Raw genomic sequence first — 13,032 nt, forward strand, 5'->3', positions numbered from 1 at the left:
CTGGCGGTGCTCAATGACAGCTCTTGGGCACGTAAAACGCCCCGTGCCGGGGGAAGGAAATCCGCCGACGCAGGGCGTTCGGGAAAAGGTTGGAGAGACCGGTGACTAGAAGGTGTGTTCCGGGCCGGGGAAGACGCCTTGGCGGACTTCGTCGCCGAACTCCTTGGCGGCGTCGGCCAGCACTGTGCGCATCTGAGCGTACTGCTTGACAAACTTGGCCATCTTGCCAGTCCTCAGCCCGGCCATGTCCTGCCACACCAGCACCTGGCCTGTGGTGCCATTGCCGGCGCCGATACCGATCGTCGGCACGGAAACTGCGGCATCCACGGCCACTGCCGTTTCGGCGGGGACCATTTCCATCAGCACACAGAACGCTCCGGCGTCGGCCAGCGCCACGGCGTCGTCCACCATCATCTGGGCCATTTCGCCGCGGCCCTGCACCCTGTAACCGCCGAGCATGTGCTCGCTTTGGGGGGTGAAGCCGATGTGGGCCATGACGGGGATGCCGGCCTGGGTCAGCGCGCGCACGGTGGAGGCATAGTAGGCGCCGCCCTCCATCTTGACGGCATGGACCAGGCCCTCCTTCAACAGCCGCACCGACGACGCAATGGCCTGCTCGGGGGACTGCTCGTAGCTGCCGAAAGGAAGGTCGGCTACAACAAGGGCGCGCTTGGAGCCAGCCGTCACCGCGCGGCAGAAAATGATCATTTCATCGAGCGTGATCGGCAGGGAGGTCTCGTTGCCCAGGACGTTGTTGGACGCGGAATCGCCCACCAGCAAGACCTCGATGCCTGCCTCGTCGAAGATCTGCGCCGTGTACTGGTCGTAGGCGGTGAGCATGGCGAATTTCTCGCCGGCCCGCTTGGCCGCCTGCAAATGGTGCGTACGAACCTTGTGCAAAGTGGCTGGGATGCCCCTCAGGGACGACTCGGCGGCAACGGTGGCCCGTGCTGTTGCAGCGGCGCCTTGGCCGTAGGGGGATGCCTGCTCTGCGGAATCGGACACAGGGGACTCTGGGGTGCTAGTGGGTGCCATGCCACCAGCTTATTACGAGTCGGCGGCTGAATTGGGCAAACGGTGACCCAGTACTTAGTAGAGTAATTACTGCAGGGAACACACCTGCCCACAAACCCGTCTGAAGCCTGCACAGTGGGCGTCAGGATAGGGGCGTCACAAGGAAGAGGCACGTACATGAACCGTCAGCAGGAATTTGTGTTGCGCACCATTGAAGAGCGCGACGTGCGGTTTGTGCGCCTGTGGTTCACCGACGTTGTGGGCAGCCTGAAATCCGTGGCGCTTGCCCCGGCCGAGGTTGAGGGCTCCTTTGAAGAGGGTCTCGGCTTCGACGGTTCGGCCATTGAGGGCCTGGCCAGGGTTTTCGAATCCGACATGCTGGCCCAGCCGGATCCCTCCACCTTCCAGATCCTGCCGTGGCGCGGCAATGGCAAGTCCGAACAGACCTCCCGCATGTTCTGTGATGTATTGACGCCCGACGGCGAACCTTCCGCAGCCGATCCGCGCAACGTCCTGAAGCGGACCCTGGCGAAGGCCGCCGACATGGGCTTCACCTGCTACACGCACCCCGAGATTGAGTTCTACCTGCTGAAGTCCGATAGGCCGGGCCCGGATGGCATCCCCGTCCCTGTGGACCAGGCCGGATACTTTGACCACGTACCCGGGGGCGTGGCGCAGGACTTCAGGCGCACTGCTGTCACCATGCTTGAAGATGTTGGAATCTCAGTCGAATTCAGCCACCATGAGGGCGGGCCCGGCCAGAATGAGATTGACCTGCGGTACGCCGATGCGCTCCAAACCGCAGACAACATCATGACGTTTCGTACGGTGATTCGCGAGGTCGCCATCCAGCAGGGCACCTACGCCACATTCATGCCAAAGCCGTTTTCGGACCACCCGGGTTCGGGCATGCATACGCACTTCTCACTGTTCGAAGGCGACAGCAACGCCTTCCACGAGCCGGGTGCCGAATACCAGCTGTCCAAGACGGCCCGCCAGTTCATGGCAGGAATCCTCAGGCACGCGCCGGAGTTCACGGCCGTCACGAACCAGTTCGTGAATTCCTACAAGCGCCTGTGGGGCGGGGGAGAGGCCCCCAGCTACGTGTCGTGGGGCCACAACAACCGCTCGGCCTTGATGCGCGTGCCGCTGTACAAGCCGGGCAAGGGCCAAGCCGCACGCCTGGAGTACCGCGGCATTGACTCGGCGGCGAACCCGTACCTGGCGTACGCCGTGCTGCTCGGTGCCGGCCTGAAGGGCATCGAGGAGGGCTACGAACTCGGGCCCGCAGCCGTCGAGGACATCAGCGCCCTGACCAACTCCGAACGCCGCCTGATGGGGCACGATCCCCTTCCGGCGAGCCTGCACGACGCGGTGCGCCAGATGGAGGAATCCGAGCTCATGCCCGAGATCCTTGGCGAGCAGGTGTTTGAGAACTTCCTGCGCAACAAGCGCGAGGAATGGCAGGAATACAGGCTTCAGGTCACCCCCTACGAGATCAATCGCTACCTGGGAGTGCTCTAAAAACTCCCATGAGCTCGCTAACCCGCACCCTTATCTCCCGTGGCTTCTCAGACCTGGAAACAAGCGAGAGGTTTCTGGGTTTTTCCGAGTTGGCCGCCCTCGACCAGACCCGACTGCTGGATGCCCTCTCTGTTGCAGACAACCCGGACATGGCCCTGCAGTCACTGGTCAGGCTGCTCAGTGCCGTCCCTGAAACTTATGACAAACTGACGGTCAGCGATCGCGAAACCGGCCGGCAGGTTGCAAATGAAACTCTGTTCAGGCTCCTGGGCGCGTCGGAGGCGCTGGCGGATTTCCTCAGGCGCCACCCGGAGCACCTGGACGTGGTCGATGCCATTGCCTCTCCCGAGCCGATGCCCGCCGACGGTGCGGCCCTGCGCACGTCGCTGCTGCGCTCGGTTGGTGCGGACCCGGCGTCGGAGATGCCGACGGCGGCACTGGTGGGAACCGAGGCGAGGCTGGCACTGCGGACCATGTACCGCAGGCACCTGTGCGAGCTGGCGGTGCGGGACCTCGGTGCCGCCTCGCCGCAGGCCGTCCTGCCGATGGTCGGCGCCGAACTTGCCGATCTTGCCGCGGCCGCCCTCGAGGGGGCACTTGCCGTTGCCCGGGCCGAAGTTGGGGCATCAATGGGAGCCGACAAGGTTGCCTCCGTGCGCCTGGCCGTGATCGGCATGGGCAAGTGCGGGGCGCGGGAGCTGAACTACATCTCCGACGTGGACGTCATGTACGTCGCGGAACCTGTGGATGGTGCAAGCGACCTTGACGAGAGTGAGGTGGTGCAGATCGGCAATGCCCTGGCCGCGGCGCTCTCACGCACCATTTATGCCACGGAACGAGAGCCCGGCCTGTGGGAGGTTGACCCCAACCTGCGCCCCGAGGGCAAGGACGGATCGCTAGTGCGCACCATGGAGTCCTACCTGGTGTATTACAACCGCTGGGCCCAAAGTTGGGAGTTTCAGGCGTTGCTGAAGGCGCGGGCGATCGCCGGCGACAGGGCGCTGGGTGTGGCGTTTGAGCAGGCGGTTGAACCGCTGATTTGGGCGTCGTCCGAGCGGGACGGCTTTGTCGAGTCGGTGCAGGCCATGCGTCGGCGGGTCATGGCAAACATTCCCGATGCGGACTCGGACCGGCAGATCAAGCTGGGCAAGGGCGGGCTGCGCGATGTTGAATTCACCGTCCAGCTGCTGCAGCTTGTCCACGGCAAAACCGACCCGAGCATACGCATTCGCGCCACGACTGCCGCCATCGATGCGCTGACCAAAGCCGGCTACATTGGCCGCACCGACGCGTCCCTGCTCCTTAACCACTACACGTACCTGCGCGTGCTGGAGCACAGGATCCAGTTGGTGCAGATGCGCCGGACCCACACCATGCCCACGGCGCCGGAGCAGTTGAGGGCCTTGGCATGCTCGCTGGAGGGGCCGCTGAGCATGAAGCGGCCCAGCGCCGATTCCCTGTTGGCCGACTGGGCCAAGGTCAAGCGTTCGGTGAGCTCCCTGCACGAGCGGATCTTCTACCGTCCCATCCTGGCCACTGCCGCCCATCTCAGTGCCGCCGACGCCGCACTGACAACCGATGCCGCGCGGGCCCGGCTGGCCGCCCTGGGCTATCGGGACACGGCCGGAGCCACGCGCCACATCGAGGCGTTGATTGCGGGGGTCAGCCGCCGGGCCGCCCTCCAGCGCCAGCTGCTGCCTGTGCTGCTTGGCTGGTTGGCCGACGGCGTTGATCCCGACGCCGGATTGCTCGCCTTTCGCCGTGTGAGTGACGCGCTGGGGACCTCTCACTGGTACCTAGGCATGCTGCGCGACCACCAGGCTGCAGCCGAGCGGTTGTGCCGCCTCCTGTCAAGCTCGCGCCTCGTCAGCGACCAGTTGGAGGTCTCCCCGGAGGCAACTGCGTGGCTGGGCAATGCCAAGGAGCTGGTGCCGCAAAGCTTTGAAACACAGTGGTCCGAGATCAAGGCGACGCTTTCACGCCACGCTGTCTCCACGGAAGCCATCCGGCTCATCCGCCTGATCCGCCAGCGGGAAATCCTGCGCATCGGCATTGCCGACAGCTCCGGGCTGCTGGGGCAGGACGAGGTCGCCAAGGCGCTGAGCGACACCGACCGAGCGGCGGTCCTTGGCGCACTCATGGTTGCGGAAACTGAAATCTATGCCGGCGCCGAGCCGTTGACGCGGGTGCTTGTGGTGGCGATGGGCCGCCAGGGCGGCCAGGAAATTGGCTACGGCTCAGACGCCGACGTCCTGTTCGTGCACAGGCCGGTTGACGGGCTGGCCGAGGGGCGCAACGACGAGGCAACACAGCAGGCCAAGGCGATCGTGCAGAAACTCACGGCCCTCCTCACGGCCCCCGTGAAGCCCGCCATCCAGGCCGAACGGGTGCTCGTTGTCGACGCCGGGCTCCGCCCCGAGGGGCGCAACGGGCCGTTGGTCCGGTCCTTGGATGCTTATAGGGAATACTACGCGCGATGGTCGTCGGCGTGGGAGGCCCAGGCCCTGCTCCGGGCCATGCCCATGGCAGGTTCCGACGCCTTGGCAAGGGACTTTGTGGACATGGTGGATCCCATCCGGTATCCAAAGGCTCTGTCGGAGGGAGACTTCCGGGAAATCAAGCGCATCAAGGCGCGGATGGAAGCCGAACGGCTCCCGCGCGGCGCTGATCCTGCCCGGCATGTGAAGCTGGGGCGCGGCGGGCTCAGCGATGTTGAGTGGCTTGTCCAGATGTGGCAGCTTCAACGGGCCCACGACACACCCGCGCTCCGCACCACCCGCACGATCCCTGCCCTGCATGCTGCAAATGCCCTTGGTCTGGTTGACGACGACGATGCCGAGACCCTGGAATCGGCATGGCGCCTTGCGGGAAAGATCCGCAACGCCAACGTCATGTGGACGGGAAAGAACTCAGACCTGCTCCCTTCGGCGCGGCGTGACCTTGAAGCCGTGGCTAGGCTCTGTGGCTACGAACAGGGCAAAGCCGCTGCTCTTGAAGAGGACTATTTGTCTCTTACTCGGCGTGCCCGGGCGGTCTTCGAGCGGTTGTTCTACGGCTAAGACCTGATCAGGGCCCTGGCATGGGAGAGCATGGTGACAACCGGCACCCCGGTGACCAATGCGCCGTCGTGCACGAAGCCCTCCTCGCGGCCGGTGAGGTCCGCGATCAGCCGGCCCTTCCACAAGGCCAGCAAGTCGGCGTGTTCGGGCAGGGGGGCCAGGTTGTGCATCTCCTCCGGGTCGGCATCGAGATCGAAGAGTTCCTCGGTTCCCCACCCCGAAGCCCACAAGTATTTGATGTGGCCGTTCGTGACCCATTGCAGCGACTGCTCAAAGTAGACGTGTTCTCCGTGGAGCCATTCCCGCCAGGGCTCCAGTTCCCCGGACCCAGACTCGGGCAGCTGGCGCACAAACCTGGCCAGTGACCGCCCGTCGCAGGAATCCGGAACGGGGACGCCCGCCAAGTCCAGCAGTGTCGGCATGATATCGCGTAGCTCCACCACTTCATCCACCACCGTGCCGCGCCGCGCGAGTTTGTCGCTGGGTGCCGGGGTGACAATGAATGGAACCCGGGCGGAGCCTTCGTAGCCGACAGCCTTGCGATAGAAGTCATGATCGCCGAGCATTTCCCCATGGTCGGCGGTGAAGGCGATGATGGTGTCATCGGCCAGGCCGAATTCATTCAATGCCTCAAACACCCGCATGAGCTGCATGTCGATCTGGGTCATGAGCCCGTAGTAGCCGGCGCGGGCCCGATGCGTCACCGCTTCGGGGAGGGTGCCAAAGGACAACTGGTGGAGGCCGTTGGTGCGCACTGATTCGTAGTGATGCTCCCAATCCCCAAGCCTGCGCTTGAAGGCCGGCAGGTCAAGGTACATCTCCATTGCCCAAGCCGGGGGATCGTACGGCGGGTGCGGGCGATGGAAGGAAAGGTAGAGGAAAAATGGGCTTGTGGGGTCGCGCCGATACAGCCACTCCACGGCTTGGGAGCCGGTCCAGGAAGTGGGGTGCAGCCTTTCCGCTTTGTCCCAGGGCCGTGCCACGGTGGAATTGCAGCCCGCACCGTGGTCAAAGTATTCCTCGTCGGCCGTGACGCCTGGCTGACGGCGCAGCCACGGAACGTAGTCATCGAAGAACTTGAAATCCCGGCGGTGTTCCTTGCGGGCGAAGTGCAGGAAGCCGTCGTGCAAAATAACCTCGTCAAAGCCCACCCGGCTTCGCTCAGGATAAACATGCAATTTGCCAATGGCCTGCGTCTGGTAGCCGGCTCTGCGAAACTCACCCTGGAGCGTGACGGGATGAACGTCGTCGAACGCCACACCTTCCTCATACCCAACCCGGCCATGGCGCTCCTGGGACTGGCCGGTAAACAAGGCCACCCGGGCGGGAACGCAGGTGGGAGTTGCCGAATATGCGTGGCGGAAGCGGGCACCCTTGCCGGCAAGCTCATCCAGATGCGGTGTCAGGACATGGGGGTGCCCCTCGGCGCCGAGGGTGTCGCCTCGCCATTCGTCGACGCAAATGAGGATCACATTGGGCTTGTTCATGCGCTGCTTTCGGGCGGGGGCCGGGGCGGTGGGGTAACCGGGGACACATCTACAGTACTAGAGACCTGCGTCTCATTTTATGGGCAACGGTGGCGCCAACAGTGGCCATGGTGATAGGCAAAATGACTTTCGTCTCGCATGTAGGGGGCAAAGCCTGTACCGTCGTAGGGTACTTCATTCGGCCCAGGAGGGACGAAGCTTCCGTTGTAAGGGAAATTTTATGCTGAGGGTTCCGCCCATTCGGCGGCGTAGAGGTGGCAGATTTGCCGCCCTCGCCGCCTTCTTTACTGTTGCCATCATGTTCTTTGGGATTGGCGGGGCGTCAGCACTGACGGCCCCGACGTCCGTATCGACTGTTGCCCAGAGTGACGTCAAGGGCAAGACGTTCGCGATCGCCACCGACACCACCTTTGCCCCGTTTGAGTTCCGTGACGGCAATGGCAACCTGGTCGGCATCGACATGGACCTGCTCCATGCGATTGCCAAGGACCAGGGATTCGAGGTCGACATCAAGTCGCTGGGCTTTGACGCCGCCTTGCAGGCGCTGCAGTCAAACCAGGTTTCGGGCGTCATTGCCGGCATGTCCATCACCGATGAGCGCAAGAAGATCTTTGACTTCTCCGACCCGTACTTTGACTCCGGCGTGCAGATGGCCGTTGCCAAGAACAACGAGGACATCAAGACTTACGCGGACTTGGAGGGCAAGACCGTCACGGCCAAGCGCGGCAGTGAGGGTGAAACGTTCGCCAACTCCATCAAGGACCAGTACGGCTTCAAGGTCAAGGCGCTGGCGGATTCCGCCACCATGTACGACGACGTCAAGGCCGGCAACTCCGTGGCCGTGTTCGATGACTACCCCGTCCTTGCCTACGGCGTCGGCCAGAACAACGGGCTGAAGATTGTCACCGACAAGGAGCAAGGCAGTTCCTACGGCTTCGCCGTCAACAAGGGGCAGAATCAGGACCTGCTAAAGGCCTTCGACACCGGCCTGGCCAACCTGAAGGCCAACGGCGAGTACAACAAGATTCTCGACACGTACCTGGCCAAGGCCGAGGCGACCCAGCAGGGCGGTTTCTTCCAGCTCGTCAAGGACAGCTTCCCGGCCCTCATGAAGGGCCTGTGGCTGACAATGGTCGCCACCGTCCTCTCCCTGGCTGTCGCACTCGTTTTGGGTATTCTCTTCGGCTTCTTCAAGGTCTCCGAAAGCAGGATCCTGCGCGGGGTCGCCACCACCTACGTCGCCATCTTCCGCGGCACGCCGCTGCTGGTCCAGGCGTTTTTCTTCTACTTCGGCCTGCCCCAGATGACGGGCCAGCCCATCGATGTCCTGACGGCCGGCGTGCTCACTTTGAGCCTGAACGCAGGAGCCTACATGACGGAGATCGTCCGAGGCGGCATCCAGTCCGTCGATCCCGGCCAGCTCGAAGCAAGCCGCAGCCTTGGCCTTGGCTACGTCACCTCCATGCGCCGTGTAGTGGTGCCGCAAGCTGTGAAGATCATGACGCCGTCGTTCATCAACCAGTTCGTCATTACGTTGAAGGACACCTCCTTGCTGGCCGTCATTGGCTTCGCGGAACTGACCTACCAGGGACAGCAGATTTACGCAGCCAACTTCCGCACGGGTGAAACCTTGCTGATCGTCGCCGCGCTGTACTTCATTGTGATCACGCTCTTGACCCAGCTTTCCAACGTCCTGGACAGGAAGTTCAACAAATGACGAACGCGAAAATCAGTGTCCGGGGGCTGAAAAAGTCCTTCGGCTCAAACGAGGTGCTCAAGGGCATCGACGTTGACATTGCCGAGGGCGAAGTTGTCTGTGTCATCGGGCCCTCGGGCTCGGGCAAGTCGACGTTCCTGCGCTGCCTGAACAAGCTTGAGAACATCACCGGTGGCACCGTAACAGTCAACGGTTTTGACTTGACGGATCCCAAGGTCGACCTGAACGTGGTGCGCCAGAACATTGGCATGGTCTTCCAGCACTTCAACCTCTTCCCGCACATGTCCGTCATTCAGAACATCATGATGGCGCCCGTGGAGCTGAAGATGCTAGACAAGGCTGCGGCCAGGGACAAGGCCATGGGCCTGCTCAAGCGCGTGGGCCTGGCCGAGAAGGCCGACGCGCGTCCGGCGTCGCTCTCGGGCGGCCAGAAGCAGCGCGTGGCGATTGCCCGTGCGCTGGCCATGAACCCCGGCATCATGCTCTTCGACGAGGCCACCAGCGCCCTTGACCCCGAAATGGTGGGCGAGGTGCTCCAGGTCATCCGCGACCTGGCCGCCGAGGGCATGACCATGGTGGTTGTCACCCACGAGATGGGCTTCGCCCGCGAGGTCGCCGACCGTGTCATCTTCATGGATGCCGGTGTGATCTGTGAGGAAGGCAAGCCCGACGCCATCTTCACCAGCGCACAGCAGCCGCGCCTGCAGGAGTTCCTGGCGAAGGTTCTCTAGCGTTTCTGCGGTAATTTGGGGTGGCCGGCCTTTTGTCGGCCGCCCCATTTTTGGTGGCGGGTAAAACATACGACGGCGGCACAACAGCGGGGAGCGCACGTGGAGGACATGCAGGGGATCCTTGAGGGGATTGTGGAGCGTGTTGCGCCGCTGTGCCGCAACGGCGAGGTCGCCTCGTACATTCCGAGCCTGGGCGGGGTATCGCCTGAGAATTTCGGCATGTGTGTTGCCATGGCCGACGGCACTATCCATGGTGCGGGGGACTGGCGCATACCCTTCTCCATCCAGAGCATCTCAAAGGTGTTCTCGCTGTCACTTGTGATGTCATACGACTACGACTCGATTTGGAAGCGCGTTTTCCGTGAACCGTCCGGAACTCCGTTCAACTCCATGGTCCAGCTCGAGGCCGACCACGGAATTCCCCGCAACCCCTTCATTAATGCCGGAGCCCTGGTGGTGACCGACAGGCTGCTGACGCTGACGGGTGACGCGGCCCGATCGGTCCGTGGCCTGCTGCGCCTGGAGTCGGGAAACCCCACCATTGACATGGACGCCGTGGTAGCCGCCTCGGAGGCCGACCACGGCCACCGCAACGCCTCCATGGCGCACCTGCTCGCCAGCTACGGCAATCTGGAAAACCCGGTGGAGGATGTCCTTGCGAACTACTTCAACCAGTGCGCGCTGGAAATGAGCTGCGAAGACCTGGCCAAAGCATCGCTGTTCCTGGCCCGGCAGGGGGTCGCGGCGGCGGGTACCCCGTTCCTGACGCCGAACCAGAGCAAACGGGTCAACGCCGTCATGCTCACGTGCGGGACGTACGATGCCGCTGGGGAGTTCGCGTACCGCGTGGGCCTGCCCGGAAAGAGCGGCGTGGGCGGGGGCATCGTGGCGATCGTTCCCGGCCGCTGCTCCATCACCGTCTGGGGTCCCGCGTTGGGTCCCAACGGCAACTCCGTGGCCGGTATCGCGGCGCTCGACGAATTCACCGCACGGACGGGCTGGTCAATCTTCTAAGGTCTTCCTATTTCTCCGTGGTCAACTTACGTTGGCCTGATCATGGAGTCAACTAATGTTGACGTTGGAGGTATTTGATAATGAAACCACTGTTGGACGGCTCCGCCGGCCTGTCCTGGGAAGCCATCGCCTTGTGCCTTGGCGTCACCAAGCAGGCAGTGCACAAGAAATACGGGAAACGCTAAAAGGGTGGTCTGCGCCCTCATACGATCGTGGTTCGATCACGGACGAGGATCACACGGTGTCCTAGTGGTTTGGGGGTTCCCGGTTTGATATTCGCCTTACCGGTCAGTAGGGTTGTGGGGTGCATCGCGGTTTGATGCTGGAACTAATACCTTCATCCGAATGGAGAAAAGACATGGGTTTCATTGGTTGGATCATTTTGGGCCTGATTGCCGGTGCTATTGCGAAAGCAATTAAGCCCGGGGAGCAGGGTGGCGGCTGGCTCGCTACGTTGCTGCTTGGTGTTGTCGGTGCGATCCTGGGAGGCTGGATTGGAAGTGCCATTTTCGGTGTTGGTATCAACTCGTTCTGGTCACTTTCCACCTGGTTGCTCGCGATTGTTGGTTCGTTGATCGTCCTGGTTCTTTGGGGACTGTTGACGCGCAAGAAGGTCTAAAAGCTGCACATGGGGGAGGTTCCGAGACGCGAACGGGTCGGGACCTCCCCTTTCATGTGCCCTGGGGCAGGGGCTGTATGCATGGTCCGAAGCAGTGGAGTCTGCCAATACCATCGCGGGCGAAATGAATTTATCCGAGCCGGCGAACAGGCTCGGGCATGAATCGATCCTCACGACGACAATGACCTACGGGCATCTCGTGCCGGGCGCGCACTTCCGCGCCGCTGCGGCACGCGTCCGCCAATACTACTCGGGACACCGATAGTGACAAGTTGGGCTCATGAGCACCAGAGGAAATATAAAAGATGGGCCGGAACGCAATGTTCCGGCCCATCTTTGTGCCTCAAGGTTTTTCTCTTGCGGACTAAACCCCGTTTAGCCGCATGTTCTCGCTAGCAGCCGTAGTAGAGCTCGAACTCGTAGGGGTTCGGGCGCAGTGAGAGCGGCTTGATCTCGTATTCGCGCTTGTAGTCGATCCAGGTGTCGATCAGGTCCTGGGTGAAGACGCCGCCGGCCTGCAGGAACTCGTTGTCGTTCTCGAGGGCAATCAGGGCTGCCTCGAGGGACTCGGGTGCCTTGGGGATGTCCTTGGCTTCCTCCGGGGGCAGCTCGTACAGGTCCTTGTCGATGGGAGCCGGGGGTTCGATCCGGTTCTTGATGCCGTCAAGGCCGGCCATCAGCTGGGCCGAGAAGGCCAGGTACGGGTTGGAAGAGGGGTCCGGTGCGCGGAACTCGAGGCGCTTGGCCTTCGGGTTGGAACCCGTGATCGGGATGCGGATGCCGGCCGAGCGGTTGCCCTGCGAGTACACCATGTTAACCGGGGCTTCGAAGCCCTTGACCAGGCGGCGGTAGGAGTTCACCGTGGGGTTGGTGAAGGCCAGTACGGCGTCGGCGTGCTTGAGCAGGCCGCCAATGTACCAGCGGGCCATGTCGGACAGGCCGGCGTAGCCCTTCTCGTCATAGAACAAGGGCTCGCCGTTGCTCCACAGCGACTGGTGGCAGTGCATGCCTGAACCGTTGTCACCGAAGACGGGCTTGGGCATGAATGTTACAGACTTGCCCCAGGCCCAGGCGGTGTTCTTGATGACGTACTTGAACTTCTGCAGATCATCAGCGGAGTGAACCAGGGTGTTGAACTTGTAGTTGATTTCGGCCTGGCCAGCCGCGCCAACCTCGTGGTGTGAGCGCTCAACCTCGAGGCCCGCAGCGTCCAGCTCGATGCACATGGCGTCGCGCAGGTCGGCCTGGTGGTCGATCGGGGCTACGGGGAAGTAGCCGCCCTTGATGGGGGTCTTGTAACCGAGGTTGCCGCCCTCTTCCTTGCGGCCGGTGTTCCAGTAAGCCTCTTCGGAGTCTATCTTGTAGAACGATCCCTGCGGTGAAGACTCGTACTGAATGTTATCGAAGACGAAGAATTCTGCTTCAGCGCCAAAGAAGGCGGTGTCGGCAATGCCGGTGGAAGCCAGGTAGGCCTCGGCCTTTTCGGCAACGCCACGCGGGTCGCGGTGGTACGGGTCGCCGGTGCGCGGGTTCACAATCGAGAAGTTCAGTGCAAGGGTCTTTTCCTTGCGGAACGTGTCGACAAAAGCGGTCTTGGGATCCGGGATCAGCTGCATGTCCGATTCGGCAATGCCCTGGAAGCCGCGGATGGATGAACCATCGAACAGCTGGCCGTTGACAAAGAAGTCAAGGTCAACGGTCTTGGCGGGCACGTTGAAGTGCTGCTGGACCCCTGGCAGGTCCGTGAATCGGATATCGACGAACTTTACATCTTCGTCCTTGATGAACTGGAGGACTTCTTCCGCGTTCTTGAACATCTACGCTCCTTGTGGCGCTGGGGAATGTTGGCCGGCTTGGTGCGGCCTTC

General features: G+C 62.4%; 10 protein-coding genes and 1 pseudogene. 8 read left to right on the forward strand and 3 right to left on the reverse strand.

What is annotated here, in order from left to right; genetic code table 11:
- Positions 1–105: 105 nt before the first annotated feature.
- Complete coding sequence (panB, locus tag AAGW05_RS17555; RefSeq protein ID WP_411805852.1) at positions 106–1,035, reverse strand: 3-methyl-2-oxobutanoate hydroxymethyltransferase; 930 nt, start codon at positions 1,033–1,035, stop codon at positions 106–108.
- A 156-nt stretch (positions 1,036–1,191) separates the two neighbouring features.
- On the opposite strand from panB, the gene AAGW05_RS17560 reads away from it, so the two are divergent.
- Together AAGW05_RS17560 and AAGW05_RS17565 are read left to right on the forward strand one after the other, a co-directional pair.
- A complete protein-coding gene (locus AAGW05_RS17560; RefSeq protein WP_411805853.1) occupies positions 1,192–2,538 on the forward strand; it encodes a glutamine synthetase family protein in 1,347 nt (448 codons plus the stop codon).
- Between the two features lie 8 nt (positions 2,539–2,546).
- The gene (locus AAGW05_RS17565) at positions 2,547–5,597 is read left to right on the forward strand and encodes a bifunctional [glutamine synthetase] adenylyltransferase/[glutamine synthetase]-adenylyl-L-tyrosine phosphorylase (RefSeq protein ID WP_411805854.1); all 3,051 of its coding nucleotides are present in this window, start codon (positions 2,547–2,549) and stop codon (positions 5,595–5,597) included.
- Here AAGW05_RS17565 and AAGW05_RS17570 read toward each other — a convergent pair.
- Positions 5,594–7,084 carry an arylsulfatase gene (locus AAGW05_RS17570; RefSeq protein WP_411805855.1) on the reverse strand — a complete coding sequence of 497 codons (1,491 nt, stop codon included), beginning with the start codon at positions 7,082–7,084 and terminating at the stop codon, positions 5,594–5,596. The two genes, AAGW05_RS17565 and AAGW05_RS17570, sit on opposite strands and share 4 nt — an antisense overlap.
- Positions 7,085–7,382: 298 nt before the next feature.
- On the opposite strand from AAGW05_RS17570, the gene AAGW05_RS17575 reads away from it, so the two are divergent.
- The 6 genes and pseudogenes from AAGW05_RS17575 to AAGW05_RS17600 all read left to right on the forward strand — a co-directional run bounded on the left by AAGW05_RS17575 (position 7,383) and on the right by AAGW05_RS17600 (position 11,430).
- Positions 7,383–8,801, forward strand: a complete 1,419-nt coding sequence (locus AAGW05_RS17575; protein ID WP_411805856.1) for an amino acid ABC transporter substrate-binding protein/permease — start codon at positions 7,383–7,385, stop codon at positions 8,799–8,801.
- Positions 8,798–9,532, forward strand: a complete 735-nt coding sequence (locus AAGW05_RS17580; RefSeq protein ID WP_411805857.1) for an amino acid ABC transporter ATP-binding protein — start codon at positions 8,798–8,800, stop codon at positions 9,530–9,532. Before AAGW05_RS17575 ends, AAGW05_RS17580 begins: the two co-directional genes overlap by 4 nt.
- A gap of 108 nt (positions 9,533–9,640) precedes the next feature.
- A complete protein-coding gene (locus tag AAGW05_RS17585) occupies positions 9,641–10,546 on the forward strand; it encodes a glutaminase (protein ID WP_411805875.1) in 906 nt (301 codons plus the stop codon).
- 104 nt (positions 10,547–10,650) lie between these two features.
- Positions 10,651–10,731, forward strand: a pseudogene (locus AAGW05_RS17590) (AsnC family protein); the annotation flags it as partial.
- A gap of 173 nt (positions 10,732–10,904) precedes the next feature.
- Positions 10,905–11,165: a GlsB/YeaQ/YmgE family stress response membrane protein gene (locus tag AAGW05_RS17595; protein ID WP_411805876.1), complete on the forward strand. Its 261-nt coding sequence runs from the start codon at positions 10,905–10,907 to the stop codon at positions 11,163–11,165.
- 124 nt (positions 11,166–11,289) lie between these two features.
- Positions 11,290–11,430: a hypothetical protein gene (locus AAGW05_RS17600; RefSeq protein WP_411805858.1), complete on the forward strand. Its 141-nt coding sequence runs from the start codon at positions 11,290–11,292 to the stop codon at positions 11,428–11,430.
- Between the two features lie 127 nt (positions 11,431–11,557).
- Here AAGW05_RS17600 and glnA read toward each other — a convergent pair whose 3' ends face one another.
- Positions 11,558–12,982, reverse strand: coding sequence for a type I glutamate--ammonia ligase (gene glnA / locus AAGW05_RS17605; protein WP_411805859.1), 1,425 nt, complete (start codon positions 12,980–12,982; stop codon positions 11,558–11,560).
- Positions 12,983–13,032: the final 50 nt, after the last annotated feature.

This window comes from Arthrobacter sp. LAPM80, assembly GCF_046736435.1.
In the GTDB taxonomy this organism is placed as follows: Bacteria; Actinomycetota; Actinomycetes; order Actinomycetales; family Micrococcaceae; genus Specibacter.

Coding starts and splice junctions, on each gene's coding strand:
- AAGW05_RS17570 (WP_411805855.1), bottom strand. CDS start 7,084: ATGAACAAGCCCAATGTGATCCTCATTTGCGTCGACGAATGGCGAGGC.
- AAGW05_RS17560 (WP_411805853.1), top strand. CDS start 1,192: ATGAACCGTCAGCAGGAATTTGTGTTGCGCACCATTGAAGAGCGCGAC.
- AAGW05_RS17580 (WP_411805857.1), top strand. CDS start 8,798: ATGACGAACGCGAAAATCAGTGTCCGGGGGCTGAAAAAGTCCTTCGGC.
- AAGW05_RS17600 (WP_411805858.1), top strand. CDS start 11,290: ATGAATTTATCCGAGCCGGCGAACAGGCTCGGGCATGAATCGATCCTC.
- AAGW05_RS17585 (WP_411805875.1), top strand. CDS start 9,641: ATGCAGGGGATCCTTGAGGGGATTGTGGAGCGTGTTGCGCCGCTGTGC.
- AAGW05_RS17565 (WP_411805854.1), top strand. CDS start 2,547: ATGAGCTCGCTAACCCGCACCCTTATCTCCCGTGGCTTCTCAGACCTG.
- AAGW05_RS17595 (WP_411805876.1), top strand. CDS start 10,905: ATGGGTTTCATTGGTTGGATCATTTTGGGCCTGATTGCCGGTGCTATT.
- glnA (WP_411805859.1), bottom strand. CDS start 12,982: ATGTTCAAGAACGCGGAAGAAGTCCTCCAGTTCATCAAGGACGAAGAT.
- AAGW05_RS17575 (WP_411805856.1), top strand. CDS start 7,383: ATGTTCTTTGGGATTGGCGGGGCGTCAGCACTGACGGCCCCGACGTCC.
- panB (WP_411805852.1), bottom strand. CDS start 1,035: ATGGCACCCACTAGCACCCCAGAGTCCCCTGTGTCCGATTCCGCAGAG.